We start from the raw sequence: 23,804 nt of genomic DNA on the forward strand, positions 1-23,804 counted from the left end.
TACTGCGCGCCGAAGCTGACCAGACAGTCGCCGCTTCGTTGCAGTCCTCCTTCGGGGGAGACGGGCGAAGGGGAGGAAAGTCCGGGCTCCATAGGGCAGGGTGCCAGGTAACGCCTGGGAGGCGCAAGCCTACGACCAGTGCAACAGAGAGCAAACCGCCGATGGCCCGCGCAAGCGGGATCAGGTAAGGGTGAAAGGGTGCGGTAAGAGCGCACCGCGCGTCTGGCAACAGTTCGCGGCACGGTAAACTCCACCCGGAGCAAGGCCAAATAGGGGTTCACAAGGTACGGCCCGTACTGAACCCGGGTAGGCTGCTTGAGCCAGTGAGCGATTGCTGGCCTAGATGAATGACTGTCCACGACAGAACCCGGCTTATCGGTCAGTTTCAATTTTTCAGGTAAAAACCCGCTTCGGCGGGTTTTTGCTTTCTGCGGGAAAGAACGCGGCTCACCGGTCAGCATCGACTCTTATAAAGACGCCCGCAGGATAACGCCTGTGGGCGTCTTGCTTTCTGCTCCACTTAATCTGCATTGCTTCTAACATATAAATAATTAGCCCGTTGGTTGAGCGAAAAAAGCGTTACCATGTTCATGAAATATCGCCACTACCGCTACGGGAGCTGCTGTTGTCATGGAGCAAAAATCCTTAATCATTATTCAGGTGGGGACTGCGCCTGAGCCTCTGCGTGACGTTCATGGTGATATCCCGGACTGGTTTTGCCAGGCTATCGGCTGCTCGCCGGATGATGTGGATGTGGTGCGCGTATTTGAAGGCGAAACGCTGCCTCCGCCGGATGTTAGCCGGGCAGCCATCATTACCGGTTCCTGGGCGATGGTTTCGGACCGGCTCCCCTGGAGCGAGAAAACCGCAGAGTGGATCCGCGACGCGGTAGCGGTAGAGATGCCGCTGTTTGGCGTCTGTTATGGCCACCAGTTGATGGCCTGGGCGCTGGGCGGCGATGTTGAGTATCATCCCAAAGGTCGGGAAGCCGGAACGCAGACTGTCTATTTAAATGCGGCGGCGGCAAACGATCCGTTACTCAGCCATTTGCCGGCGACATTTCCGGCGCATTTGACTCACCGGCAAACCGTTACCCGGCTGCCGGAAGGCGCTTCGGTGCTGGCTTCATCTCTGCACGATAACCACCAAATTGTTCGTTATGGACCCCGTGCCGTCTCCGTGCAGTTCCACCCGGAAATGACACCCGAAATCGCCACCGATCTGCTGCGTCTGAACCGGGCAAATATTGAAAAAGAGGGCGTCGATGCCGACAGCTTAGTTGCCGGGGTTCTCCCGGCTCCCGGTGCAGCAGAGATCCTGCGGCGTTTCGTCCGCGATGTTACCGCGCGTAAGCTCGTCGTGCCGTCACCGGATGTGACCCAGTGAATGATCTTCCTCTGCGCCCTGTATTAATCGCGTCAACTCCTCACAGCGGATAATCATCCCGTCCTGTAGCGTAAAATGTGCCAGGACGTCGACATGTGATACCCCGCCTCCTTTCTTACTCACCGCCACGCGGTGGTGGGTTAGCACCTCCTGGTTTGCATGGGCTATGGCGATAATGGTCAGCTCAATCGCGTGTGTCAGTTGCTTAAGCCTGGCCATATGTTCAACAAAACCGCGGAAGTCCAGCGATTCCCCGTCTACATACTGGCGATACTGCGGCGAAAAGAACTCACGGATTTTGGCTTCATCATGTTCCGGGGTGCAGACAATAGAATGTAATGCCTGGGCAACGCGCTGAGAGACATCGGACATCGGTTGATCCTCATTGATTAGGGTAAGCAGAGGATATCGAAGCCGGACAACGGTATATTAACCGTAATCAGACATTAAATACGGTGAATCAGCCATGTTGATTGTGCACAGCCAGCGACTGACGCATCAAAGCAAACATATAACTGACTGGCACCAGCATGCGACCGGACAGCTGTTTTGCATCCAGCGGGGCATGATGATTGTGCAGACCGATCATGTGCAGTGGGCGTTGACGCCAGCGACTATCGGCTGGTTTCCCGCACATATGCGTCACAGCGCCTGGACCGTGGGCGACATCGATGGGATCAGTATGCAGCTTGACGGGGACGCTTTATCCGTGCAGGCGGGCGTCTGGCCTGCCGATCCGTTTTTGCTGTTGCTGATGGAAAGGCTCCGGCATCTTGTATCAAACCCGGCTGATCGGCAGCGACAGCGACACCTTCTGACGGTAATGGTTGATGAAATTGCACAGATATCTCCTGCGCCGCTGAAACTGATATTGCCGGAAGACCGTCGCGCCCGGCAGGTAGCTGAATTGTTATTAATGCAGCCCCACAACACGATCCGGCAAACGCAATTGGCTTCTCGCTTTGGATTGAGCGTTCGGACACTCAGCCGGTTGTTCAGCCAGCAAACCGGGCTGAGTTTTAGTCAGTGGCGGCAGCAGACGCGGATTCTGGCTTCACTGGAGTATTTGCTGAGAGGCGAGTCTGTCAGCGAGACGGCGGCGCAATGTGGGTATGAGAATGCCAGCGCGTTTATTGCTGCATTCAAGCTGCGCTTTGGCACAACACCGGGGGCGTTTCGTTTAAATAACGGTAGCTGATACGGGCGGCAGCGACAAGGGAAGGCATACAGACGTTCGGGCAAGACGCAGCCCCGGCGAGCACCGGGGCGGTCAGTCAGGCTGTGGCTTCTTCTTCCGCCAGCCGGATTTCGGCTTCGGCGACAATGGCTTCCAGCTCCGTCAACATCTCTTCAAACCCAAACGCGCGGGCGGCATCGTGGGAGGAGGATTGCGCACTTTCTGATAGGGTACTTTTGCTATTTCTGTTCATTGACTTACCTGCGTAACGCAACTATCACACCGGTAAATCTATCAGTAATGCACGTAAAGGCGTATCGGCAACCAGTGTTATGTTAGCCTCGTCACGAATAAACGCGCCGTCACCGCAGGTCAGGGCTTCCTTCGCTTCGCAGTGCGTTACCGCATGCACTGTCCCGTGAATGGATTGCAAATACGCCCGCGGGCCATGTAACTGAATACTCAGCTCTTCGCCTTTTTCCATCTCAATATGGTGCAGCCAAACCTGCTGACGCAGTTGCAAACTCTCCTGGCTGCCATCCGGCGAGGCCAGTAACTGTTGCGGTCGCGAGGTGATCATGACTTTCTGCACTGGCGGGTTTTCCCGTTCCGGGCAGGCATCAAGCCATAACTGCATACGCGTTAACGACTTATCTTTGCTCAGGTTATGTTCGCTGTAGCTGATGCCGGGCTGGGTGGCAATCAGCAATGCTTCGCCCGCTTTCGCCTGGATATGGTTGCCTTCGCTGTCGCGATATTCAGCTTCGCCTTCCAGAATCAGGTTCAGAATATCCACCTTCGGGTAGGTGCGCGGCTGGAAAGACGCGCCCGGGGCGAGGACTTCCTGGTTTAATACACGCAGTGAGGCATAGCCCAGAAGTTTCGGGTCAAAGTAGTGTCCAAAAGAAAAAGTGTAGCGGGCCTGAAGCCAGCCGAAGTCAGCTTGTCCGCATTGTTTTGCTGTACGGGTAGTAATCATAGTTATTGACCTCTCTTTACTTAAAACAATGTTAAAGGTATGGACGCTTCATTGTTAGCCAGATATTCTGCCCGGTATGTTCAAATTTCCTGAATGAGAACAAAAATGGCGAAAGAAAGGGCACTTACGCTGGAAGCACTGCGCGTAATGGATGCAATTGATCGGCGCGGGAGCTTCGCGGCGGCGGCGGATGAGCTGGGGCGCGTTCCCTCCGCGCTGAGCTACACCATGCAGAAACTGGAAGAAGAGCTGGATGTGGTGCTGTTTGACCGCTCCGGGCACCGGACAAAATTCACCAACGTCGGGCGCATGCTGCTGGAGCGCGGCCGCGTGCTGCTAGAAGCCGCAGACAAACTCACTACCGATGCCGAAGCGCTGGCGCGCGGTTGGGAAACGCACCTGACATTGGTGACGGAAGCATTGGTGCCGACGGTTGAGCTGTTCCCGCTGGTGGATCGTCTGGCGGCGAAGGCCAACACACAACTGTCGATTATCACTGAAGTGCTGGCAGGGGCGTGGGAGCGGCTGGAGCAGGGACGGGCGGATATCGTCGTCGCGCCGGATATGCACTTTCGATCGTCATCCGAAATCAACTCGCGCAAGCTGTACTCGGTGATGAATGTGTACGTTGCCGCGCCAGATCACCCCATTCACCATGAGCCAGAGCCGTTGTCGGAAGTGACGCGTGTGAAATACCGTGGCGTCGCGGTGGCGGACACCGCCCGCGAGCGTCCTGTACTGACGGTGCAGTTGCTGGATAAACAGCCAAGGCTGACGGTAAGCACCATTGAGGACAAACGCCAGGCGCTGCTGGCCGGGCTGGGCGTGGCGACCATGCCTTATCCGCTGGTGGAGCAGGATATTGCGGAAGGGCGTTTGCGGGTGGTGAGCCCGGAATACACCAGCCAGGTGGACATTATTATGGCCTGGCGGCGCGACAGCATGGGCGAAGGCAAAGCCTGGTGTTTGCGCGAAATCCCGAAACTGTTTGCCGGTAAATAAGTGACCGTTTTGCCAGGGGCGCCGCGGTCACATTCAGGCGAAGAGTTTGGGTTCCGGCCCGAAACGGTTCTCCTGGGGTGTTCCTTGCTGGCTGTAGAAAGCCAGCAGCGCCAGCCAGCCAATCACCGGAAAGAGCAGCAGCAATAACCAACGCCAGCTACGGTCGGTATCGTGTAAACGGCGAACCTGAACCGCAAGCGACGGCACCAGCACCAGCAGCTCATAAAGCAGGCTTAATGTGTGCCAGCCGATGATCCTGTCTACAACATGCAGTACGCCAAAGAGAATGAGATTGACCAGCGTGAACATCCAGAATTCGCGGCGATGCGCGCGCCCGCTGAAAGTGGCGTAGTTACTAAGCACTTTAAAATACCAGTCCATTCTCCACCTCGGTCAACGGTCAATTCGTTGTTTTCTAAGCGATCACTGTAAGAATAGACGGCAAAAAGAGAAACGGGTAAGCGCGGAAACAAATTTTCGGGCGCGCCGCGACGCGCCCGGAAGGATCAACCGAAACGACGGTCCCGGCCATGGGGTTCATCCAGGTTTTGCCACGGGCCGATAGAGATAATCCCGGTCGGGTTGATGGTTTTGTGGCTACGGAAGTAATGATGGCGGATGTGATCAAAATCGACGGTTTCCGCTATACCCGGCATCTGATAAATATCGCGCAGAAAACCGTGCAGGTTGAGATAGTCATTAATGCGGTGTTTGTCGCATTTAAAATGGGTGACGTACACCGGATCAAAGCGCACCAGCGTAGTCCACAGGCGAATATCCGCTTCCGTCAGGCGGTCGCCGGTCAGATAACGGTGCTGACCGAGGATCTGCTCCAGTCGCTCCAGCGCGTTAAACACATTCACCACGGCATCGTCATATGCCTGCTGGCTGGTAGCGAAACCCGCTTTATAGACGCCATTGTTGACGTTATCGTAGATCCAGCCGTTCAGCTCGTCGATCTGGCTGCGTAATTCTGGCGGATAGTAATCGCCTGCTTTCGCGCCCAGTCCGTCAAAGGCGGTGTTAAACATGCGGATGATTTCCGCAGATTCATTGCTGACAATGGTGTGACGCTGCTTATCCCACAGCACCGGTACGGTAACGCGTCCGCTATAGTGGGGGTCGGCATGCAGATAGAGCTGGTAGAGAAATTCATGCTGATACAGCGTGTCGCCGGTGGCGGCCGGGAAATCATCATCAAAGGTCCAGCCATTTTCCAGCATCAACGGGTTAACCACGGAGACGGAAATAAACGGCTCAAGTCCTTTTAACTTGCGCAGGATCAGCGTGCGGTGTGCCCACGGGCAGGCGAGAGAAACGTACAAGTGGTATCTGTTTTTCTCAGCGGCGAAGCCACCTTCACCGGAAGGCCCTGGCGCGCCGTCGGCGGTCAGCCAGTTGCGAAATGCGGAAACAGAGCGTTTGAATTTGCCGCCGGTGGATTGCGTGTCATACCAGGTGTCATGCCAGACGCCGTCAATCAGTTGTCCCATTTTGCTTCTCCTTCAGATAGCAAAAGCGAGGAGTAAACCCCTCGCTTTGCTGTGTTGGTACTTTTCAGTATAGAGCGCTTACCATTTTTTATTCAGCACGCGGTCGATGCTGATGGCGCCCGGACCGGTGATGCCCAGCAGCAGGAAGCCGCCAGCAATACTCAGGTTTTTCATAAACATCAGCGAGTTCATGCCTTCCGCAAAGTTGCTATGGAAGATAAATGCGGTCAGCAGCGTGAAACCGGCAGTAAACAGTGCAGTGGTGCGGGTCAGGAAACCGAACAGGATCGCCAGACCGCCGCCGAACTCAAGCAGAATGGTCAGCGGCAGGAAGAACCCCGGAACGCCCATGGCTTCCATGTATTGCTGAGTACCTGCGTAACCGGTGATTTTGCCCCAGCCAGCGGTAATAAACAGAATCGGCATCAGGATACGCGCAACCAGAAAACCAACATCTTCTAATTTTTTCATCTTTCTCTCCAGGGAACCACAATAGCGGCTGTAAGTAAATTTTGTGCAATTACCGGCGGATGCCGCGTGCTTGCTGTCGATGGAGAGGATATTAATCGCGACGGTGGCGGATTGTTAGCAAGGAAAACTGTCGAAATTTTTCAAAAAAACTGAGTAAGAGAACAGAGAGGCAGGCGATGTGCAGCCATCGCCTGTCAGGAGGGGCGTTATCGCGGCGCGTTAAGCGTTGCTTTAACCAGTCGCCACAGGCTCCAGGCGCTCAGACCGCGTTTGGCCCAGCGCACCAGCCTGTTGGGATGACGAACAGACCAGATAGCCATTGCGCCGCTACCCACCAGCGCCCAGGAGCGCAGGCTTAGCAGCACGTTCCAGCCGCGATCGTAGGCGCTGGTGGCTTCCAGCCAGTCGCGGCGTCCGGCGGTGAGATCCAGGCGTTGTTGCTGGATCTCACTGAGCAAGCGTGCTTTGCGCTTCAGGCGTTCCGCTTTGTTGCTCACGGTTTTTCATCCTCCAGCAAGGCGCGGTCGTTTGCCAGCTCCTGCCGGGTATGGCGCAGCAGCGTTGAAGCCCGTGCTTTACGCAGCGTCCAGATGCCGCCAATGAGCGCCAGCACCAGCAACACCATGGTGGTTGCAATCATCGCGTTCAGACGATATTGCGGATCGATGGCCCAGATTATCAGCACCATCAGGCTCATCAGGCCAAATGCGGCAAACAGCATGGTCAGCCCCAGCATCAGCAGCAACTGGAATAAATTGGCTTTCTCTTCTTCCAGCTCGACAACCGCCAGCCGCAGACGGGTCTCAACCATTTCAACAAGGATGGTCAGAATACGCTGACCAATCCCCAGCGCGCTTTTGCCTGGCCCCTGCGCGTTTCGTGGCTCCGTCATATTAGCGACGCGTCAACAGGACGCCCAACACCACGCCGACAGCGGCGCCGATACCCACGCTGGCCCACGGGTTTTCGCGTACGTATTCATCAGTACGGGCGGCCGCTTCACGGGTTTGACGGGCGAGCGCATCGCCGGTTTCGCCAAGACGATGGCGGCTGTCACGCAGCGCCTGTTCAGCTTTACTGCGTAATTTACTCAGCTCTTCTTTCGATTTTTCCCCGGAATTGCTCAGCACTTCTTCCAGGGTATCCGCCAGGGATTTCAACTCAGCGCGCAGATGGTCAGCATTATCTTTCGACATAGTTCTCTCCAGGTGAGTGAGTGGTCATTTCCTTCATTCAATAGTCACGCGCTTCCAGGGCTTTCAGTTGTTCCTGTGCCTCTTTCAGCTTGTGTTCACGTTTGCTTATTTTGTCCGCATCGCCTTTTTGCTTCGCCCCGGTCAGTTCCCGACGACGTTGTGCAATCTCTTCTTTCTGTTCAGCGATTTTTTTCTGATGGGCAGCGCGTAGCTTGCTGTCAGAACAGCTTGCGCGCACTTCGCGCAGTGCTTTGTTCAGACCGTCAATCCGGCTCTGATTGTTATGCTTTTCGGCATAGCTGATTTCTCGCTGGATCTCCTGTTCCTTCTCCTGACATGGCGTCGCGGCCTGAGAAACTGCGCTCAAAGAAAGAAGGGTCAGAGCCAGTGCGATGCGGTAATTCATAGTCGAAACCTTCCATTGTTGGCCAGCGAAACGGTCGTTACGCCAGCATCCAGTGACAAAAAGTGAACCCTGGTTCCGTCTACTCAAGCATAGTTAAGTTAACGGATAACACCAAAGTGAGTGAAAAGATTCAGAATCCTGGAAGGATCAGCCGAATCGATGTGTGCTGTTGCGCAGTCGGGTGAGCCAGGCGGAGGTCTGGCTGGCGTCATCGTCCTGTGCGGCGATGATGTAGCCGTGGGGTAATGTACGATCCAGTACGGCTTTTGCCGCGGCGCTTTGTGCGCTGGAATCAAACTTGATCAGTATGGTGTCGTTATCAGGGGTAATGCTTTTAAAGCGAATGCCGTTCGCGTCAAGATGATGCCAGATAGAGAAGCCATCCGGTACGCTAATGTTCTGCGCTGCCGGGCGAATCGCCAGCGTGGATTCGCGATCCTGCAACGCCGTCCAGGCGAAAAACATCACGCTGAACAGCGCCAGCGCGCAGATGCTCATCACCAGCCAGCGTAGAAACGGACGTCGCAATTCCATGCTTTTAACCCCGATTGCCATATTTTTTCTTCCACAGAACCACCAGCGAGCCAATCAGGCCGATCACCAGCAGCGCTACCGGAAGCAACATCAGGCAGGACATCAGTGCGTCTTCGTATTTGCGAAACACCGGCGTCTTGCCCAGCAGGTAGCCCAGCGAGGTCAGGATCAGCACCCATAACAGACCGCTCATCCAGTTGAAAAACTGAAAGCGGGCATTACTCAGACCAGAAAGTCCGGCAATAGTTGGCAACAGCGTACGAACAAATGCGATAAAACGGCCAATTAACAGCGCGGAAAGCCCGTGTTTATGAAACAGATGGTGCGCCCGCTGATGATAATGAGCGGGTAAATGCGACAGCCAGTTTTGCACAAGGCGCGTATTACCAAGCCATCGCCCCTGGATGTAACTGAGCCAGCAACCGAGGCTTGCCGCCGCGGTCAGTAAAAGGATGGTTTGCGGGTAACCCAGCGCACCTTTGGCAATCAACACGCCAATCAATACCAGCAGGCTGTCGCCCGGAAGAAACGCTGCCGGAAGCAGGCCGTTTTCCAGAAATAAAATGACAAATAAAACAAAATAAAGCATGCCGATCATGCCTGGATTCGACAACGTTTCGAAATCCTGGCTCCAGAGGGCATGAAGTAATTGGCTTAACAGTTCCATTCAGTGTTCCTGGTACATCGGTTTACGTCACGCCCGGAACAGCACGGCGATGCGTTTTAATACATTATGGTCGCTCGTGACACGCCGGTGCGGCATATTCCCGGAAAAGACGCTGGGAGCAAGCACTAACTAACATGATGGCGAAATGCATCCAATTGTAACAAAGGCTGACGTTATACGTCAGTCAGAAAAAAGCGTTTCGGTGATGATTTTGCTTGTCGGGAGAGGGGGTGGCGAGGCTATTTACAAACGCTGACACTCTATACTTTTTACTTACCCAAAATCGACGACGGGCGCAGCGTAACTCTGCGCCCGGAAAGCCGTTTTTACTTGGTGCCGGTGGCGGCGGTATCGAGATGCACCACCGGGTTTTCCGCAAACAGGTAGCGGTCTGCGTTGAATTCAAAATCGTCGCTGGTTTCGTTAAACAGCATCTGTTTGGTATTTTCCAGATGTTGCCACATCGCCAGCTTTGCCGCGTGCGGATCTTTACGGATTAACGCCCGCAGGATCTGGTCATGGTCATCGCACCAGTTATCCACCGTACGTAAGTCGATGTGATCGTGCAGTTTTTTCCAGTACGGGTTGTGTACGCGTTGGGTCCACATTTTTTCGACAATCGCCGCCAGCGCGGTGTTTTGCGTCGCCAGCGCGACCTGCACATGGAACTGCAAATCCCACTCTGAATCGCGGAAGCACTTCTCTTTACGCGCGTTATCCTGAATTTCCATCAGCTTCATGATGTCCTGTTTCGTCACCTGAGTGGCGGCGAATTCGGCGATATTACTTTCAATCAGCTGGCGAGCCTGCAACAGTTCAAACGGACCGTAATTGGCGAACTCGAGATTTTCATCCGGCGCTTGTGTATGCCGCGGCTGGTTAGAGATGACATGGATGCCGGAGCCTTTACGCACTTCGACATACCCTTCCACTTCCAGCATGATGATGGCTTCACGAACCACGGTCCGGCTTACGCTTTTTTCATCAGCGATGAAGCGTTCGGCGGGCAGTTTGTCCCCGACAAGATACACGCCTTGCTCAATACGGCTTTTAAGCTCCGCGGCAAGCTGCTGGTACAAACGTCGTGACTCGGAGATTTCCATATGAGCTCCAGGGAAAGAAGGGCAATAGTAGATTTGTTATACCACTTTTACCTGATTCTCACCACAATCTATAACGAAAAAGCCGCCCTGCAAGGCGGCTTTTGTCAACATTAATGCGGTGAATCAACTTTGTGTCGCGGTACTGCCAACCGAATGGCTTCTCTCAAACTCTTCCGCTGTTTGGTTTTTCAGCACGGTCCAGATGACAATCGCACCCAGCACGTCGAACAGCGCCAGTACGGCGAACAGCGGGCTGAAGCCGATGGTGTCAGCCAGTGCGCCGACCACCAGAGCAAACAGCGTACTTGCGGTCCAGGCGGCCATACCGGTCAGGCCGTTTGCGGTAGCCACTTCGTTACGACCAAATACGTCGGAAGAGAGGGTAATCAACGCGCCGGACAGAGACTGGTGAGCAAAACCGCCGATGCACAGCAGACCAATTGCAACATACGGGCTGGTGAACAGGCCGATCATGCCCGGGCCGATCATCAGTACCGCACCCATGGTGACCACCATTTTACGGGAGACAATCAGGTTAACACCGAAAATACGCTGGAACAGCGGCGGCAGATAACCACCCACGATGCAGCCAAGGTCAGCAAACAGCATCGGCATCCAGGCGAACATTGCAATTTCTTTCAGGTTAAAGCCGTAAACTTTGAACATGAACAGCGGGATCCAGGCGTTAAACGTACCCCAGGCCGGTTCTGCCAGGAAACGCGGCAGCGCGATACCCCAGAACTGACGAGTGCGCAGGATCTGCCATGGTGACATTTTCTTGCCATTGTTGGTCTGGTGCTGAGCTTCCTGACCGCCAATGATGTAGTCACGTTCTTCTTCGCTTAATTTTTTCTGATCGCGCGGGTGTTTATAAAAGAACAACCACGCCATTGCCCAGGCAAAGCTCAGCACACCAGAAATGATGAACGCCATTTCCCAGCTGTGCATCACGATAGCCCACACCACCAACGGCGGAGCAATCATCGCACCGATAGAAGAGCCGACGTTAAAATAGCCAACGGCAATAGAACGCTCTTTTGCCGGGAACCATTCGGACGCCGCTTTCAGGCCTGCGGGGATCATCGCCGCTTCAGCCGCGCCGACCGCGCCACGCGCCAGCGCCAGACCGCCCCAGCTACCCGCCAGTGCCGTTGCACCGCAGAAGACAGCCCAGGTCACGGCGAAGAAGGCGTAGCCAATCTTGGTGCCAAGAATATCCAGAACATAGCCTGCAACAGGCTGCATAACGGTATAAGCCGCGGAATAAGCCGCAATGATATAGGAGTATTGCTGAGTGCTGATGTGCAGCTCTTCCATCAACGTTGGAGCCGCTGCCGCTACGGTGTTACGTGTCAGGTAGCCCAGCACGGTGCCGACCGTCACCAATGCTATCATGTACCAACGTAATCCTTTGATTTTACGCATGTAAACCTCATCGTTATGTTATTACCGCTTGCGCGGTCATCCTGCGATCGCCCTCGAAGGATGAAACGGGAGGACGTAACCGGGAGCCAGTCCCGGTACGGCCCAAACCTTGCCATAAGTAAGCGTGTTTAAGTCGGTATCCGTACCCTAAAAATCCGATCAACGTGTTATCGGGAATGCATTCCGTCGGCTTATGTATTCGACGGCAGAAAGATAACTTGTCATACAACTTGAAAAGGTGAGTGACATCACAAAAGTGTTTTTCTTTGTGTGGTCTTTAACTTTGGCGCGAGAAGCCAGATACAGCGCGGTCTGGCGCGCTATTTGCGGGAACAAACGGTAAATTTTTGTCTGCTTTTATTGATCCAACTCACGAAAATATCTTCGGGCTATAGAAATTGGTGTGATAACTTTGTCAGCATCTAAGGTAAACATCAGACGCACTCGTTGAGAGGAAGACGATAATGACTCCGTTTATGACTGAAGATTTTCTCCTGGACACTGAATTTGCTCGCCGCCTGTACCACGACTACGCAAAAGATCAGCCAATTTTTGACTATCACTGCCACCTGCCGCCGCAGCAGATTGCAGATAACTACCGCTTTAAAAACCTGTATGACATCTGGCTGAAAGGCGACCACTACAAATGGCGTGCAATGCGCACCAATGGTGTGCCGGAGCGCCTGTGTACCGGTGATGCGTCCGATCGCGAGAAGTTTGACGCCTGGGCAGCCACCGTGCCGCACACGATCGGCAACCCGTTATACCACTGGACGCATCTGGAGCTGCGTCGTCCTTTTGGTATTACAGGTAAGCTGCTTTCGCCTTCTACTGCCGGTGAAATTTGGGAACGCGGTAACGAATTGCTGGCGCAGGATAAGTTCTCCGCGCGCGGCATCATGCAGCAGATGAATGTCAAAATGGTCGGCACCACTGATGATCCGATCGATTCTCTGGAGCATCACGCGTCGGTTGCCAAAGACACCACCTTCAGCATCAAAGTGCTGCCGAGCTGGCGTCCGGATAAAGCGTTCAATATTGAACTGGCGACCTTTAATGATTACATGGCGAAACTGGGCGAAGTGTCCGACACCGACATTCGTCGCTTTGCCGATCTGCAAACTGCCTTGAGCAAACGTCTGGATCACTTTGCTGCGCATGGCTGTAAAGTCTCTGACCACGCACTGGACGTTGTGCTGTTTGCCGAAGCCAGCGAAGCCGAGCTGGATAGCATCCTGGCGCGTCGCCTGACCGGTGCAACGCTGAGCGAAAAAGAAGTGGCGCAGTTTAAAACCGCGGTACTGGTCTGGCTGGGTGCTGAATATGCCCGTCGCGGTTGGGTACAGCAGTACCACATCGGCGCGCTGCGCAACAACAACCTGCGTCAGTTCAAACTGCTGGGGCCGGACGTTGGCTTCGACTCCATCAATGACCGCCCGCTGGCGGAAGAACTCTCCAAACTGTTAAGCAAACAGAACGAAGAGAACCTGCTGCCAAAAACCATTCTCTACTGTCTGAACCCGCGTGATAACGAAGTGCTGGGCACCATGGTCGGCAACTTCCAGGGCGAAGGCATGCCGGGCAAAATGCAGTTCGGTTCCGGCTGGTGGTTCAACGATCAGAAAGATGGCATGGAACGTCAAATGACGCAGCTGGCGCAACTCGGTCTGCTGAGCCGTTTCGTCGGTATGCTGACCGATAGCCGCAGCTTCCTGTCTTACACCCGTCACGAATATTTCCGTCGCATCCTGTGCCAGATGATTGGTCACTGGGTCGAAGCGGGCGAAGCGCCGGCGGATATCCAGCTGTTGGGCGAGATGGTGAAAAATATCTGCTTTAACAATGCGCGTGATTACTTCGCGATTGAACTGAACTAAGGCCGTTTGAGGTTGATATGCAATACATCAAGATCCATTCGCTGGATAACGTTGCGGTAGCACTGGCCGATCTCGCCGAAGGCGCGGAAGTCGTTGTCGACAACCAGACCGTTCGGCTGCGTCAGGCGGTGGTGCGTGGGCATAAATTTGCCCTGCACGCCATTGCTCAGGGCGAAAATGTCGTTAAATACGGTCTGCCAATTGGCCACGCGACGTCAGATATCGCGCCGGGCGAGCACATTCATTCCCACAACGCGCGTACCAATCTGAGTGATTTGGACGAGTATAGCTATCAACCTGATTTTCAGGATGAAGGCGCACAGGCGGTGGACCGGGATATCCAGATCTACCGTCGCGCTAATGGTGAAGTGGGGATCCGTAATGAGCTGTGGATCCTGCCAACGGTAGGCTGCGTCAACGGCATTGCCCGTCAGATCCAGAACCGTTTCTTGAAAGAGACGCAAAATGCCGAAGGCACCGACGGCGTCTACCTGTTCAGCCACACCTATGGCTGTTCGCAACTGGGCGACGATCACGTTAATACCCGCACTATGCTGCAAAACATGGTGCGCCACCCGAATGCCGGTGCTGTGCTGGTGATTGGTCTGGGTTGCGAAAACAACCAGGTCGATGCTTTCCGCCAGACGCTGGGTGAGTTCGACTCTGAGCGCGTTCACTTTATGGTTTGCCAACACCAGGACGATGAAGTGGAAGCCGGGCTTGAGCATCTGCACGAGCTGTATCAGGTCATGCGCAACGATAAGCGCGTACCGGGTAAACTGAGCGAACTGAAATTTGGTCTGGAATGCGGTGGATCCGATGGTCTGTCCGGTATTACCGCGAACCCGATGCTGGGGCGTTTCTCGGATTATGTCATCGGTAACGGCGGTACAACCGTCCTGACTGAAGTGCCGGAGATGTTTGGCGCGGAACAGATCCTGATGAGCCACTGCCGCGACGAAAGTACCTTTGAGAAGACCGTTACCATGGTCAACGACTTCAAACAGTACTTTATTGCGCATAACCAGCCTATTTACGAGAACCCATCGCCGGGCAACAAAGCAGGCGGGATCACCACTCTGGAAGAGAAGTCTCTGGGTTGTACGCAGAAAGCCGGCGCCAGCCAGGTCGTGGACGTACTGCGTTATGGCGAACGGCTGAAAACCCACGGTCTGAACCTGCTGAGCGCGCCGGGCAACGATGCTGTTGCGACCAGCGCACTGGCGGGAGCGGGCTGCCATATGGTGTTGTTCAGCACCGGTCGCGGTACGCCTTACGGCGGTTTTGTGCCGACGGTGAAAATCGCCACCAATAGCGAACTGGCGGCGAAGAAAAAACACTGGATCGACTTCGATGCCGGTCAGTTGATCCACGGCAAAGCGATGCCGCAACTGCTGAACGAGTTTGTCGATGTGATTGTGGCTATCGCGAACGGCCAGCAGACCTGCAACGAGAAGAACGATTTCCGTGAACTGGCGATCTTCAAAAGCGGCGTAACCCTGTAAGTTACCGTTCGCTTTCGCGCCATGGCTGCGCTTATTCACCCCGGTTGCTGAGGTGTCAGTTTCCGGGGCTGAGTGGGGACTCCGCCTTGCCACGGTGCGAAATCTTTTTGGTAAGCAGGTAGATTCCATAATAAAAACGGCGCTCTAATAGAGGCCGTTTCTTTTTTTATCTACCCCTTCAAGGATTTTCCATGACCGCGTATTGGCTTGCCCAGGGTGTGGGTGTCATTGCTTTTCTGATTGGCATTACCACGTTTATTAACCGTGATGAACGACGGTTTAAAAAACAGCTCTCGGTGTATAGCGCTATTATTGGCGTCCACTTCTTTCTGATGGGGGCCTTTCCTGCCGGTTCGAGCGCCATGCTCAACGCCGTCCGTACGTTGATTACCTTGCGCACCCGCAGTCTGTGGGTGATGGCGCTGTTTATCGTGCTGACCGGTGGGTTGGGGTTGGCGAAATTTCACCATCCGATGGAGCTGTTGCCTGTGGCGGGCACTATCGTCAGCACCTGGGCGCTGTTCCGTTTTAAAGGTCTGCCGATGCGCTGTGTGATCTGGTGTTCGACCGGCTGTTGGGTGATCCACAATATCTGGCTCGGATCGATTGGCGGCTCATTGATCGAAGGCAGCTTTCTTATCATGAACGGGCTGAATATCATCCGTTTCTGGCGAATGCAAAAACGCGGCATCGACCCGTTTAAAGTCGAAACCGCGCAGAGTGTGAAGACGCCTGCCGCCCGTTGACGGCGGGCCCCTGTTAGCTGGCCGCGTTTTTCTTGTCGTTTCGGTAGTTAACCCAGGCGTTGATCAGCAGCGTCATGGCGAGGATCCCGCCCACCACGCCAAGCGAAATGGCGATCGGGATATGGAAGAAGTCGACAATCAGCATCTTGATGCCGATAAACACCAGGATCACCGACAAGCCGTACTTAAGCATCGAGAAACGCTCCGCCACGCCCGCCAGCAGGAAGTACATGGCGCGCAACCCTAAAATGGCGAACAGGTTCGAGGTCAGCACAATAAAGGGATCGGTGGTGACGGCAAAAATCGCCGGGATGCTGTCGACCGCGAAAATCACATCGCTCAGTTCCACCAGAATCAGCACCAGCAGCAGCGGCGTGGCAAACAGCAGACCGTTTTTGCGCACGAAGAAGTGCTCATTTTCAATGCTGTCCGTCATGCGCAGGTGTCCCCGCAGCCAGCGCACCAGCGGCTTATCGCCGATCCCGGTTTCATCCTCTTTCGCCAGCGCCATCTTCACGCCGGTAAACAGCAGGAACGCGCCAAACACGTACAGCAACCACGAGAACTGACTGATCAGCCAGCTTCCCGCGAAGATCATGATGGTTCGCAGCACGATCGCCCCGAGGACACCGTAGATCAACACGCGGCGCTGCAACGCGGCGGGCACGGCGAAGTAGCTGAATAACATCAACCAGACAAAGACGTTATCAACCGCCAGCGCCTTTTCAATCAAATAACCCGTGAGAAATGCCAGCGCTTGCGTATCCGCAACGGCGCGGCCTTCGGTCTGCGTCAGATACCACCAGAACGCGGCATTGAACAGCAAAGAGAGAGTTACCCATACCACCGACCAGACGGCCGCCTGCTTCATGGTCATCGTGTGGACGCCGCGACGCCCCTGAAGCAGAAGGTCGATGGCCAGCATAATTGCCACCACAATGGCGAATCCGCCCCATAACATCGGTGTGCCGACACTATTCATCATCAGTTCCTTACCTAAAAACAAAAACGGCCAACGTCAGAAGACGTTAGCCGCTTGCTTTAGATGCAATGGTTCCTCGCCTTCCGGCAAGGTCTCACTTACGTCGGTAAAGACGCCCGGCGACCGGATGCATATACGCATCGTAATGACGATCCACCGGCAATGAAGTTACTCCCCTTTGCAGGTAACAAAATATGTCAGAGTATTCACTCCGTCAATAATACACACGCCCTGCTTACGAACCTTTACGCGGGGAGTTGCTGGCTGACATCATCCGCCGGGAAAACCACGCCGGTCTGGCGGCGGATCTCCGTTTGCAGTTTTGCGGTGATGCGGCTGACATCCAGCCCCGGATGGTTGACCTGGTTATCTTCCACCAGTTGGGCAAAAACGTCCGCCTCATACAGCATGGTGTTGATGTGCTGTGGCAGCGTCAGATCCTGTGCTTTACCACCGCGCGGCACAAATGACACTTTCTGGCATTCGGAGATCTTCTCGACCACCAGTGAACCGGCTTCGCCCTGGATTTCGCTGGGTAGCACGGAATCACTCACTTTGGAGTGCTGTAATGTTACGCTGAAATCGCCGTAATCCATCACCACCACACCGTGCGCATCAACGCCGCTCTCAAGCTTACTGGCCGTGGCATGCACGGCATGCGGCTCGCCCCACAGCGCCACGGCGGATGCCAGACAGTAGAAACCAATATCCATAATCGAGCCGTTAGAGAATGCCGGATTAAAGGTATTCGGGTTTTCACCGTCCAGGTAACGCTGGTAGCGGGAAGAGTACTGGCAGTAGTTGATAAAGGCTTTACGCACTTTACCGGCCTTCGCCAGCGACTGTTTCAGCAGGATGAAATTGGGCAGGCTGGCGGTTTTAAACGCTTCGAACAGCACCACCTGATTCTCCCGCGCGCAGGCAATAGCGGCTTCCACTTCCTGCAGGTTTGAGGCCAGCGGTTTTTCACAGATCACATGTTTTTTGTGGCTGAGGAAAAGACGGGTTTGCGGGAAGTGCAGGGAGTTAGGGCTGGCAATATACACCGCGTCAATCGCATCGCTTTGCGCCATCTCGTCGAGAGAGGTAAACAGGTGTTCGACAGGATAATCGCTGGCGAACGCTTGCGCCTGCTCAAGGCTGCGGGAAAAAACGGCGGTGAGTTTATATTTGCCCGTTTCATGGGCGGCATCGACAAACTGGCGGGTGATCCAGTTGGTGCCTATGACAGCGAAACGTATCATACAGGCGCTGATTCTCCGTAATGGGGGTCTTTTGTCACTCTACCACGACAGCATGACAAAACCAGTGCACTGCCACGCAGAAGCACAAATGGCCTTAAGGAGAAGAGCGCGCCTGCGGGTGATTAACGCGAGCGCAGGGATTACACGCTCTTAGCCCGCGTAACGACCTGGCCGGTGATTCATGGCGATAATCAAATTCAGCAGCGTAGCGCCAACAACAGACACCACCAGCATCGGGAGGCTCACCACAAACAGCGATGCCGTGACGATGCAGGCATCCACCACCATCTGGAATTTACCCGCTCGGATGCCGCTTTTCTCTTGCAGATAGAGCGCCAGAATGTTCATGCCGCCCAGGCTGGCTTTATGGCGGAACAGCACCACAAAACCCACCCCCATCATGATGTTGGCAAACAGTGTGGCGTAGAACGGGTTTAACTGGTCGATATGAATAAAACGGCCATGCAAATCGGAAAAGAGCGACACCATCGCCACGGCGCAAAAGGTCTTCAGCGTAAACTGCGCCCCCATACGGCGTACGGATAACCAGTAAAAGGGCAGGTTAATCACAAAGAAGGCGACGCCAAACGAAATGTGCGTGGTGTAGTGGATCAGAAAGGCCAGCCCCGCCGTGCCGCCGGTCAGCGCGCCTGACTGGCGAAATAGCACCACGCCAAATGAGATCATCAGCGTGCCAAATAACAACGCCAGCGCATCTTCCAGCCAGGTGTGCGTGAGTTTAGTCGGGGTGAGGACGTTATCCATAAGGGTGCACTATTTATTAAGTGATAAAGATAAGTATCACCTGCAATAAGTGCACCAGGCCGCCCCCGGATCGCGTTAAATGGCGGAAAAACAGACGCCGCAGACGCTAACAGTTTGAAATGTCAAAAAAGAACGGAATGCATGATGTGTGCGTTTTGTGGGTGTTTTAGGTGTGTTTTATGCGTTTTATCGATCTACCATGCGTGAAATGGTCGTGTCTTTGCACAGTTTTGGGGCGTCGCGCCCCAAATCAGGGCAGTGCATTGCTTCCTGGCATCGACAGCCCGTTCTCTTTCAGTCGATGAAGCACGACGGAGGTTTTCAGGTGCGCCACGCTCTTATTCTGCGCCAGAATGCCGCTGATCACATGGTTAAGCCCCGGCAGATCCGACACCGCTACCTTCAGCAAATAGTCGTTGTCGCCCGTGGTTTTGTAGGCATCAAGAATGGCATCGACGCCGCTGACCATCTGGTGAAAGCTTGCCACGCACTCCGGCGTATGGTTCAACAGACGCACTTCAATCAGCCCCAGCATCTCCTGACCCACCGCATCCGGCGCCAGCCTGGCGTGATAACCCAGAATAAGCTGCGCCTGCTCCAGCGCAATACGTCGCCTGGAACACTGCGATGCCGACAAACCAATCAGTTCACTCAACTCCTGATTTGTCAGGCGGCCATTTGACTGCAACAGCGTCAGGATCTTCAGGTCGAAATCATCAATGTTGTACATGGGCATCACTAGCGGGCGAAAAAGGGTGATCCCCAGACTACCAGTTTTTTGCCCGGCGGGTTATTTCAACGCAAGATGCGTCAGCCACAGGCGGGTATCGAACTCGAGCTGGTGATATTGCGGTTCCATATGACAGCACAACTGATAAAACGCTTTGTTGTGATCTTTCTCTTTCAGGTGCGCCAGCTCATGCACCACAATCATCCGCAGAAAGGCTTCCGGCGCGTCGCGAAACACCGTCGCCACACGAATTTCCGCTTTGGCTTTCAGCTTACCGCCCTGCACGCGTGATACCGCAGTATGCAGACCGAGGGCGTTATTGAGCACATGGATTTTGCTGTCGTACATCACTTTATTGACCGGTGCGGCGTTACGCAGATACTGGTTTTTCATCTCCAGCGTGTACTGATACAGCGCTTTGTCGGTGGTAATACCGTGGCTGCCGGGATAGCGTTTTTGCAGCACCTCGCCTAAGCGGTTCTGTTCAATCAATGCGGTTACCTGCGCCAGCAGGTTTTCAGGATAGCCCTGAAGGTAAGTGAGCGTGTTCATGGCGAAATGTGTTTACTTCCCGACGTATTTAAGCGATAAAACGCGCGAATTTTAGCATTGCGGAGGGGTGATGAGCCAGGTTGAGTTAAACGGACAGTTGTTCACTTTAGACAGATTCCCGGTCGGCGTGGAAGATGCGTCATTACAGGCATGGGACGCGGCGGACGAATATCTGCTGCAGCAGGTGAATGAGGTCACTGGCCCGGTGCTCATCTTCAACGATAACTTCGGTGCGCTGGCGTGCGCGCTGTCGCAACATCACCCGGTCAGCGTAAACGATTCGTACATTGCTGAGCTGGCCACACAGCATAACCTGCGCATCAACGCGCTTGATGAACACACCGTCACGCAGCAAGACAGCCTTAGCCCACTGCCCGCTAACCCGGCGCTGGTGTTGATCAAAGTACCGAAACACCTGGCATTGCTGGAACAGCAGTTGCGCGCGCTGCGTCAGGTGGTGACACCGCAGACGCGCATTATCGCCGGGGCGAAATCGCGCGATGTGCATAACTCCACGCTGGCGCTGTTTGAAACGATCCTTGGGCCAACCAGCACCACGCTGGCGTGGAAAAAGGCGCGCTTGATCAACTGTACGTTCACCGCGCCGGAACTGGCGGATGCGTCCCCGTTGGCGAGCTGGAAACTGGACGGCACCGACTGGACCATCCATAACCACGCCAACGTCTTTTCGCGCAGCGGTCTTGATATTGGCGCTCGCTTTTTCCTGCAACACTTACCGGAAGGTGTGGAAGGGGAGATGGTCGATCTCGGTTGCGGCAATGGCGTGATTGGTCTGCAACTGCTGGCGCAAAACCCGGACAGCCGCGTGCTGTTTGTGGATGAGTCGGCGATGGCGGTCGCCTCTTCCCGGCTCAATGTGGAGTCCAACTTACCGGCGGATATCTCGCGTTGTGATTACATGATCAACAACGCCTTGTCTGGCGTGGAGCCGGATCGTTTTGACGCAGTGCTGTGCAATCCACCGTTTCATCAGCAAAGCGCCATCACCGATCATATTGCCTGGCAGATGTTTAATGATGCGCGTCGTTGCCTGAAATACGGGGGCGAACTGCGTATTGTCGGTAACCGGCATCTGGACTATTTCCGTAAGCTGAAGAAGGTGTTCGGCAACTGCGAAACGCTGGCGACCAACAACAAGTTTGTCATCCTGAAAGCGGTGAAAGTGCGTAAAAAACGCTAATGCCGTGAACCGTCCTGCCGGACAGGCATCAGCGCCTTCCGGCAGTCGGCTGACCTAGATTTCCAACGCCAGTTTTGTCCCTTGCGCAATTGCCCGGCGCGCATCCAGCTCCAGCGCCACATCGCACCCGCCAATTAAATGCACCGTTTTACCCGCTTCACGTAGCGGATCCGCCAGCTCACGACGCGGTTCCTGCCCGGCGCAGACAATCACCTGATCCACCGCAATCAGTTGCGGTTCACCGTTGATCAACAGGTGCAGACCGGCATCATCGATCTTCTGATAGCTTACGCCGGGGATCATTTTCACCCCGCGCGACAGCAAGGTTGCGCGGTGGATCCAGCCAGTGGTTTTGCCCAGACCTTCACCGGGTTTGCTGGCTTTACGTTGCAGCATCACGATACGGCGCGGGCTCTTTGGTAGTTGTGGCCCTTCCGGGCGCAGCCCTCCCACATTTTGCAGGCTGGTATCAATACCCCATTCCACGCAAAACTCGGCGATATTCTGGCTGGTGGGTTCGCCTGGCTGGCTCAAATACATCGCTGTATCAAAACCGATGCCCCCGCAGCCGATAATAGCCACGCTTTCACCCACCGGGACTTTGTCGCGCAGGACGTCGAGATAACTCAGTACTTTGGGGTGATCAATACCGGGGATGGGCGGAATGCGTGGTTCAATGCCGCAAGCGAGAACCACTTCATCAAACAACGTTAACATGGCCGGAGAAACGCGCTGATTCAGGCATAACTCAACGCCGGTCAGCGCAATCATTCGGCGGTAGTAGCGCAGCGTTTCATAGAACTCCTCTTTGCCGGGGATCTGTTTGGCGATGTTGAACTGGCCGCCGATCTCCGCCTGCGCATCGAACAGCGTTACGCTGTGGCCACGGGCGGCGGCATTTATCGCGAACGCTAACCCCGCCGGGCCTGCGCCGACCACGGCGAGGTTTTTCTTGTGCAGCGCCGGGATGACGGGCATCCGGGTTTCATGGCAGGCGCGGGGGTTAACGAGGCAGGAAGTGACGTTGCCAACGAAGATTTGATCGAGGCAGGCCTGGTTGCAGCCGATGCAGGTGTTGATTTCATCTGCGCGGCCCTCCTGCGCTTTTGACACGAACGCCGCATCGGCGAGAAACGGGCGCGCCATCGAGACCATATCGGCATCGCCGTGAGCCAGGATCGCTTCCGCAACTTGCGGATCGTTAATGCGGTTAGTGGTGATCAGCGGCACGCCCACCTGGCCTTTTAATTTACGCGTCACCCAGCTAAACGCGCCGCGTGGTACCGGCGTGGCTATCGTCGGAATGCGCGCTTCATGCCACCCGATACCAGTATTAATAAGGGTCGCTCCTGCGGCTTCCACTGCTTTTGCCAGCGTGATGGTCTCGTCCAGCGTCGCACCGCCTTCCACCAAATCCAGCATTGATAAACGGTAAATAATAATAAACTCGCGGCCCACGGCTTCGCGTACAGCGCGCACCACTTCCAGGGCAAACCGCATGCGCCGGGTGGCATCGCCGCCCCACGCATCCTCACGCTGGTTAGTCCGCGCAGCGAGGAATTCATTGATCAAATAGCCTTCGGAACCCATCACTTCCACGCCGTCATATCCGGCCTGCTGCGCCAGTTGCGCACAACGGGCAAAGTCAGCAATCAGCGTGAGGATCTCATCGTGCGTGAGGGCATGCGGCGTGAAACGGTTGATCGGTGCCTGTAGCGCAGACGGCGCGACCAGATGTGGCTGATAGCTATAGCGCCCGGTATGCAGGATCTGGAGTGCGATTTTGCCGCCTTCCTGATGGACCGCATCGGTGATTTGCCGGTGATGGGGGAGCTGGCTGTTGTCGCACAATACCGCACCGCCTTCCATGGTGACGCCCGAAAGCGCAGGGGCGACGCCGCCAGTGACAATCAGCGCTACGCCGTGCCGTGCGCGCTCGGCGTAAAAGGCCGCCAGCCGCTCTGCGCCGTCAGGGCGCTCTTCCAGCCCGGTGTGCATCGAGCCCATCAGTACACGGTTTTTTAGCGTGGTAAAGCCCAAATCCAGCGGGGCGAACAACGACGGGTAGTGGCTCATGCTCTCTTCCAATGTAAAATAATTGTTATGTGGTCGGATGAGTTCTACTGTAGCCGTCCCGGACAAAAAGGGAAAAGCGGGAGCGAATGATTGTGATGGGATTCAAAAATCGTTGCCCCTCACCCTAACCCTCTCCCCAAAGGGGAGAGGGGATGTTCTTTTCCCACCTGAAGAGAGGTGATGGCGGTTTTCTCCCTCTCCCCTGTGAGGAGCGGGCCGGGGAGAGGGGGATGTTCTTTTCCCACCTGGAGACAGGTGAGAATGATTTTCTCCCTCTCCCCTTTGGG

Annotated in this window: 27 protein-coding genes and 1 other RNA gene; 8 read left to right on the plus strand and 20 right to left on the minus strand. The window is 55.0% G+C overall.

Features of this window, described 5'->3' with window-relative positions; genetic code table 11:
- Nucleotides 1-11 precede the first annotated feature (11 nt).
- An RNA gene (gene rnpB / locus ACQ3G7_RS21835) (RNase P RNA component class A) lies at nucleotides 12-391 on the plus strand.
- Between the two features lie 239 nt (nucleotides 392-630).
- A complete protein-coding gene (locus ACQ3G7_RS21840; protein WP_430892091.1) occupies nucleotides 631-1,386 on the plus strand; it encodes a glutamine amidotransferase in 756 nt (251 codons plus the stop codon).
- Here ACQ3G7_RS21840 and ACQ3G7_RS21845 read toward each other — a convergent pair.
- On the minus strand, nucleotides 1,366-1,758 hold the full coding sequence (locus tag ACQ3G7_RS21845; protein ID WP_430892093.1) for a nuclear transport factor 2 family protein: 393 nt from the start codon (nucleotides 1,756-1,758) through the stop codon (nucleotides 1,366-1,368). The genes ACQ3G7_RS21840 and ACQ3G7_RS21845 overlap by 21 nt on opposite strands.
- 94 nt (nucleotides 1,759-1,852) lie before the next feature.
- Between ACQ3G7_RS21845 and ACQ3G7_RS21850 the strand changes: the two genes are divergently transcribed.
- Entirely contained in the window at nucleotides 1,853-2,584 is a 732-nt protein-coding gene (locus ACQ3G7_RS21850; protein WP_430892095.1) for a helix-turn-helix transcriptional regulator, read from the plus strand.
- Between the two features lie 76 nt (nucleotides 2,585-2,660).
- Here ACQ3G7_RS21850 and ACQ3G7_RS21855 read toward each other — a convergent pair whose 3' ends face one another.
- Together ACQ3G7_RS21855 and ACQ3G7_RS21860 are read right to left on the minus strand one after the other, a co-directional pair.
- On the minus strand, nucleotides 2,661-2,816 hold the full coding sequence (locus ACQ3G7_RS21855) for a protein YhaL (protein ID WP_263099191.1): 156 nt from the start codon (nucleotides 2,814-2,816) through the stop codon (nucleotides 2,661-2,663).
- A gap of 24 nt (nucleotides 2,817-2,840) precedes the next feature.
- Complete coding sequence (locus ACQ3G7_RS21860) at nucleotides 2,841-3,542, minus strand: pirin family protein (protein ID WP_430892097.1); 702 nt, start codon at nucleotides 3,540-3,542, stop codon at nucleotides 2,841-2,843.
- Nucleotides 3,543-3,647: 105 nt separating this feature from the next.
- Between ACQ3G7_RS21860 and ACQ3G7_RS21865 the strand changes: the two genes are divergently transcribed.
- Complete coding sequence (locus ACQ3G7_RS21865; RefSeq protein ID WP_061493051.1) at nucleotides 3,648-4,544, plus strand: LysR family transcriptional regulator; 897 nt, start codon at nucleotides 3,648-3,650, stop codon at nucleotides 4,542-4,544.
- 33 nt (nucleotides 4,545-4,577) lie between these two features.
- On the opposite strand, the gene ACQ3G7_RS21870 is transcribed toward ACQ3G7_RS21865, so the two are convergent.
- From ACQ3G7_RS21870 to ACQ3G7_RS21920, 11 genes are all read right to left on the minus strand, one after another.
- Complete coding sequence (locus ACQ3G7_RS21870; RefSeq protein ID WP_430892099.1) at nucleotides 4,578-4,925, minus strand: DUF805 domain-containing protein; 348 nt, start codon at nucleotides 4,923-4,925, stop codon at nucleotides 4,578-4,580.
- Nucleotides 4,926-5,050: 125 nt separating this feature from the next.
- Nucleotides 5,051-6,037 (minus strand): glutathione S-transferase family protein, encoded by a 987-nt coding sequence (locus tag ACQ3G7_RS21875; protein ID WP_430892101.1) that lies wholly within the window; start codon nucleotides 6,035-6,037, stop codon nucleotides 5,051-5,053.
- Nucleotides 6,038-6,115: 78 nt separating this feature from the next.
- Nucleotides 6,116-6,508, minus strand: a complete 393-nt coding sequence (locus ACQ3G7_RS21880) for a DoxX family protein (RefSeq protein ID WP_263099195.1) — start codon at nucleotides 6,506-6,508, stop codon at nucleotides 6,116-6,118.
- A gap of 206 nt (nucleotides 6,509-6,714) precedes the next feature.
- Complete coding sequence (locus ACQ3G7_RS21885; RefSeq protein ID WP_263099196.1) at nucleotides 6,715-7,005, minus strand: YqjK-like family protein; 291 nt, start codon at nucleotides 7,003-7,005, stop codon at nucleotides 6,715-6,717.
- Nucleotides 7,002-7,400 carry a phage holin family protein gene (locus ACQ3G7_RS21890; RefSeq protein WP_430892104.1) on the minus strand — a complete coding sequence of 133 codons (399 nt, stop codon included), beginning with the start codon at nucleotides 7,398-7,400 and terminating at the stop codon, nucleotides 7,002-7,004. Before ACQ3G7_RS21890 ends, ACQ3G7_RS21885 begins: the two co-directional genes overlap by 4 nt.
- Before the next feature lies 1 nt (nucleotide 7,401).
- On the minus strand, nucleotides 7,402-7,704 hold the full coding sequence (locus tag ACQ3G7_RS21895) for an ElaB/YgaM/YqjD family protein (RefSeq protein ID WP_263099198.1): 303 nt from the start codon (nucleotides 7,702-7,704) through the stop codon (nucleotides 7,402-7,404).
- A 37-nt stretch (nucleotides 7,705-7,741) separates the two neighbouring features.
- On the minus strand, nucleotides 7,742-8,110 hold the full coding sequence (locus tag ACQ3G7_RS21900) for a DUF1090 domain-containing protein (protein WP_263099199.1): 369 nt from the start codon (nucleotides 8,108-8,110) through the stop codon (nucleotides 7,742-7,744).
- A gap of 147 nt (nucleotides 8,111-8,257) precedes the next feature.
- Nucleotides 8,258-8,644 (minus strand): EnvZ/OmpR regulon moderator MzrA, encoded by a 387-nt coding sequence (gene mzrA, locus ACQ3G7_RS21905; RefSeq protein ID WP_430892107.1) that lies wholly within the window; start codon nucleotides 8,642-8,644, stop codon nucleotides 8,258-8,260.
- Between the two features lie 4 nt (nucleotides 8,645-8,648).
- Nucleotides 8,649-9,311, minus strand: coding sequence for a DedA family general envelope maintenance protein YqjA (gene yqjA / locus ACQ3G7_RS21910; RefSeq protein WP_263099201.1), 663 nt, complete (start codon nucleotides 9,309-9,311; stop codon nucleotides 8,649-8,651).
- 326 nt (nucleotides 9,312-9,637) lie between these two features.
- Nucleotides 9,638-10,414: a transcriptional regulator ExuR gene (gene exuR, locus ACQ3G7_RS21915; RefSeq protein ID WP_263099202.1), complete on the minus strand. Its 777-nt coding sequence runs from the start codon at nucleotides 10,412-10,414 to the stop codon at nucleotides 9,638-9,640.
- A 123-nt stretch (nucleotides 10,415-10,537) separates the two neighbouring features.
- Nucleotides 10,538-11,839: an MFS transporter gene (locus ACQ3G7_RS21920; protein WP_263099203.1), complete on the minus strand. Its 1,302-nt coding sequence runs from the start codon at nucleotides 11,837-11,839 to the stop codon at nucleotides 10,538-10,540.
- Between the two features lie 464 nt (nucleotides 11,840-12,303).
- Here ACQ3G7_RS21920 and uxaC point away from each other — a divergent pair, with 464 nt between their 5' ends.
- The 3 genes from uxaC to ACQ3G7_RS21935 all read left to right on the plus strand — a co-directional run bounded on the left by uxaC (nucleotide 12,304) and on the right by ACQ3G7_RS21935 (nucleotide 15,967).
- A complete protein-coding gene (uxaC, locus tag ACQ3G7_RS21925; RefSeq protein WP_263099204.1) occupies nucleotides 12,304-13,716 on the plus strand; it encodes a glucuronate isomerase in 1,413 nt (470 codons plus the stop codon).
- A 17-nt stretch (nucleotides 13,717-13,733) separates the two neighbouring features.
- On the plus strand, nucleotides 13,734-15,221 hold the full coding sequence (locus tag ACQ3G7_RS21930) for a UxaA family hydrolase (RefSeq protein ID WP_430892110.1): 1,488 nt from the start codon (nucleotides 13,734-13,736) through the stop codon (nucleotides 15,219-15,221).
- A gap of 191 nt (nucleotides 15,222-15,412) precedes the next feature.
- Nucleotides 15,413-15,967, plus strand: coding sequence for a YgjV family protein (locus tag ACQ3G7_RS21935; protein ID WP_263099206.1), 555 nt, complete (start codon nucleotides 15,413-15,415; stop codon nucleotides 15,965-15,967).
- A 13-nt stretch (nucleotides 15,968-15,980) separates the two neighbouring features.
- Here the strand turns inward: ACQ3G7_RS21935 and ACQ3G7_RS21940 are convergent, their stop codons facing one another.
- The 5 genes from ACQ3G7_RS21940 to ACQ3G7_RS21960 all read right to left on the minus strand — a co-directional run bounded on the left by ACQ3G7_RS21940 (nucleotide 15,981) and on the right by ACQ3G7_RS21960 (nucleotide 20,240).
- A complete protein-coding gene (locus tag ACQ3G7_RS21940) occupies nucleotides 15,981-16,949 on the minus strand; it encodes a TerC family protein (RefSeq protein ID WP_430892124.1) in 969 nt (322 codons plus the stop codon).
- 245 nt (nucleotides 16,950-17,194) lie between these two features.
- Nucleotides 17,195-18,193, minus strand: coding sequence for a Gfo/Idh/MocA family protein (locus ACQ3G7_RS21945; protein ID WP_430892112.1), 999 nt, complete (start codon nucleotides 18,191-18,193; stop codon nucleotides 17,195-17,197).
- A gap of 150 nt (nucleotides 18,194-18,343) precedes the next feature.
- The gene (locus ACQ3G7_RS21950; RefSeq protein WP_430892114.1) at nucleotides 18,344-18,958 is read right to left on the minus strand and encodes a YitT family protein; all 615 of its coding nucleotides are present in this window, start codon (nucleotides 18,956-18,958) and stop codon (nucleotides 18,344-18,346) included.
- Between the two features lie 250 nt (nucleotides 18,959-19,208).
- Nucleotides 19,209-19,688 carry an Lrp/AsnC family transcriptional regulator gene (locus ACQ3G7_RS21955; protein WP_430892116.1) on the minus strand — a complete coding sequence of 160 codons (480 nt, stop codon included), beginning with the start codon at nucleotides 19,686-19,688 and terminating at the stop codon, nucleotides 19,209-19,211.
- Nucleotides 19,689-19,748: 60 nt separating this feature from the next.
- Entirely contained in the window at nucleotides 19,749-20,240 is a 492-nt protein-coding gene (locus ACQ3G7_RS21960) for a M48 metallopeptidase family protein (protein ID WP_263099215.1), read from the minus strand.
- A gap of 70 nt (nucleotides 20,241-20,310) precedes the next feature.
- On the opposite strand from ACQ3G7_RS21960, the gene rlmG reads away from it, so the two are divergent.
- A complete protein-coding gene (rlmG, locus tag ACQ3G7_RS21965; protein WP_430892118.1) occupies nucleotides 20,311-21,441 on the plus strand; it encodes a 23S rRNA (guanine(1835)-N(2))-methyltransferase RlmG in 1,131 nt (376 codons plus the stop codon).
- A gap of 54 nt (nucleotides 21,442-21,495) precedes the next feature.
- Here the strand turns inward: rlmG and ACQ3G7_RS21970 are convergent, their stop codons facing one another.
- Nucleotides 21,496-23,517: an oxidoreductase gene (locus tag ACQ3G7_RS21970; RefSeq protein ID WP_430892120.1), complete on the minus strand. Its 2,022-nt coding sequence runs from the start codon at nucleotides 23,515-23,517 to the stop codon at nucleotides 21,496-21,498.
- Between the last annotated feature and the right edge of the window lie 287 nt (nucleotides 23,518-23,804).

Origin of the sequence: Kosakonia sp. N21, from assembly GCF_050587465.1 — a bacterium.
Lineage (GTDB): Bacteria > Pseudomonadota > Gammaproteobacteria > Enterobacterales > Enterobacteriaceae.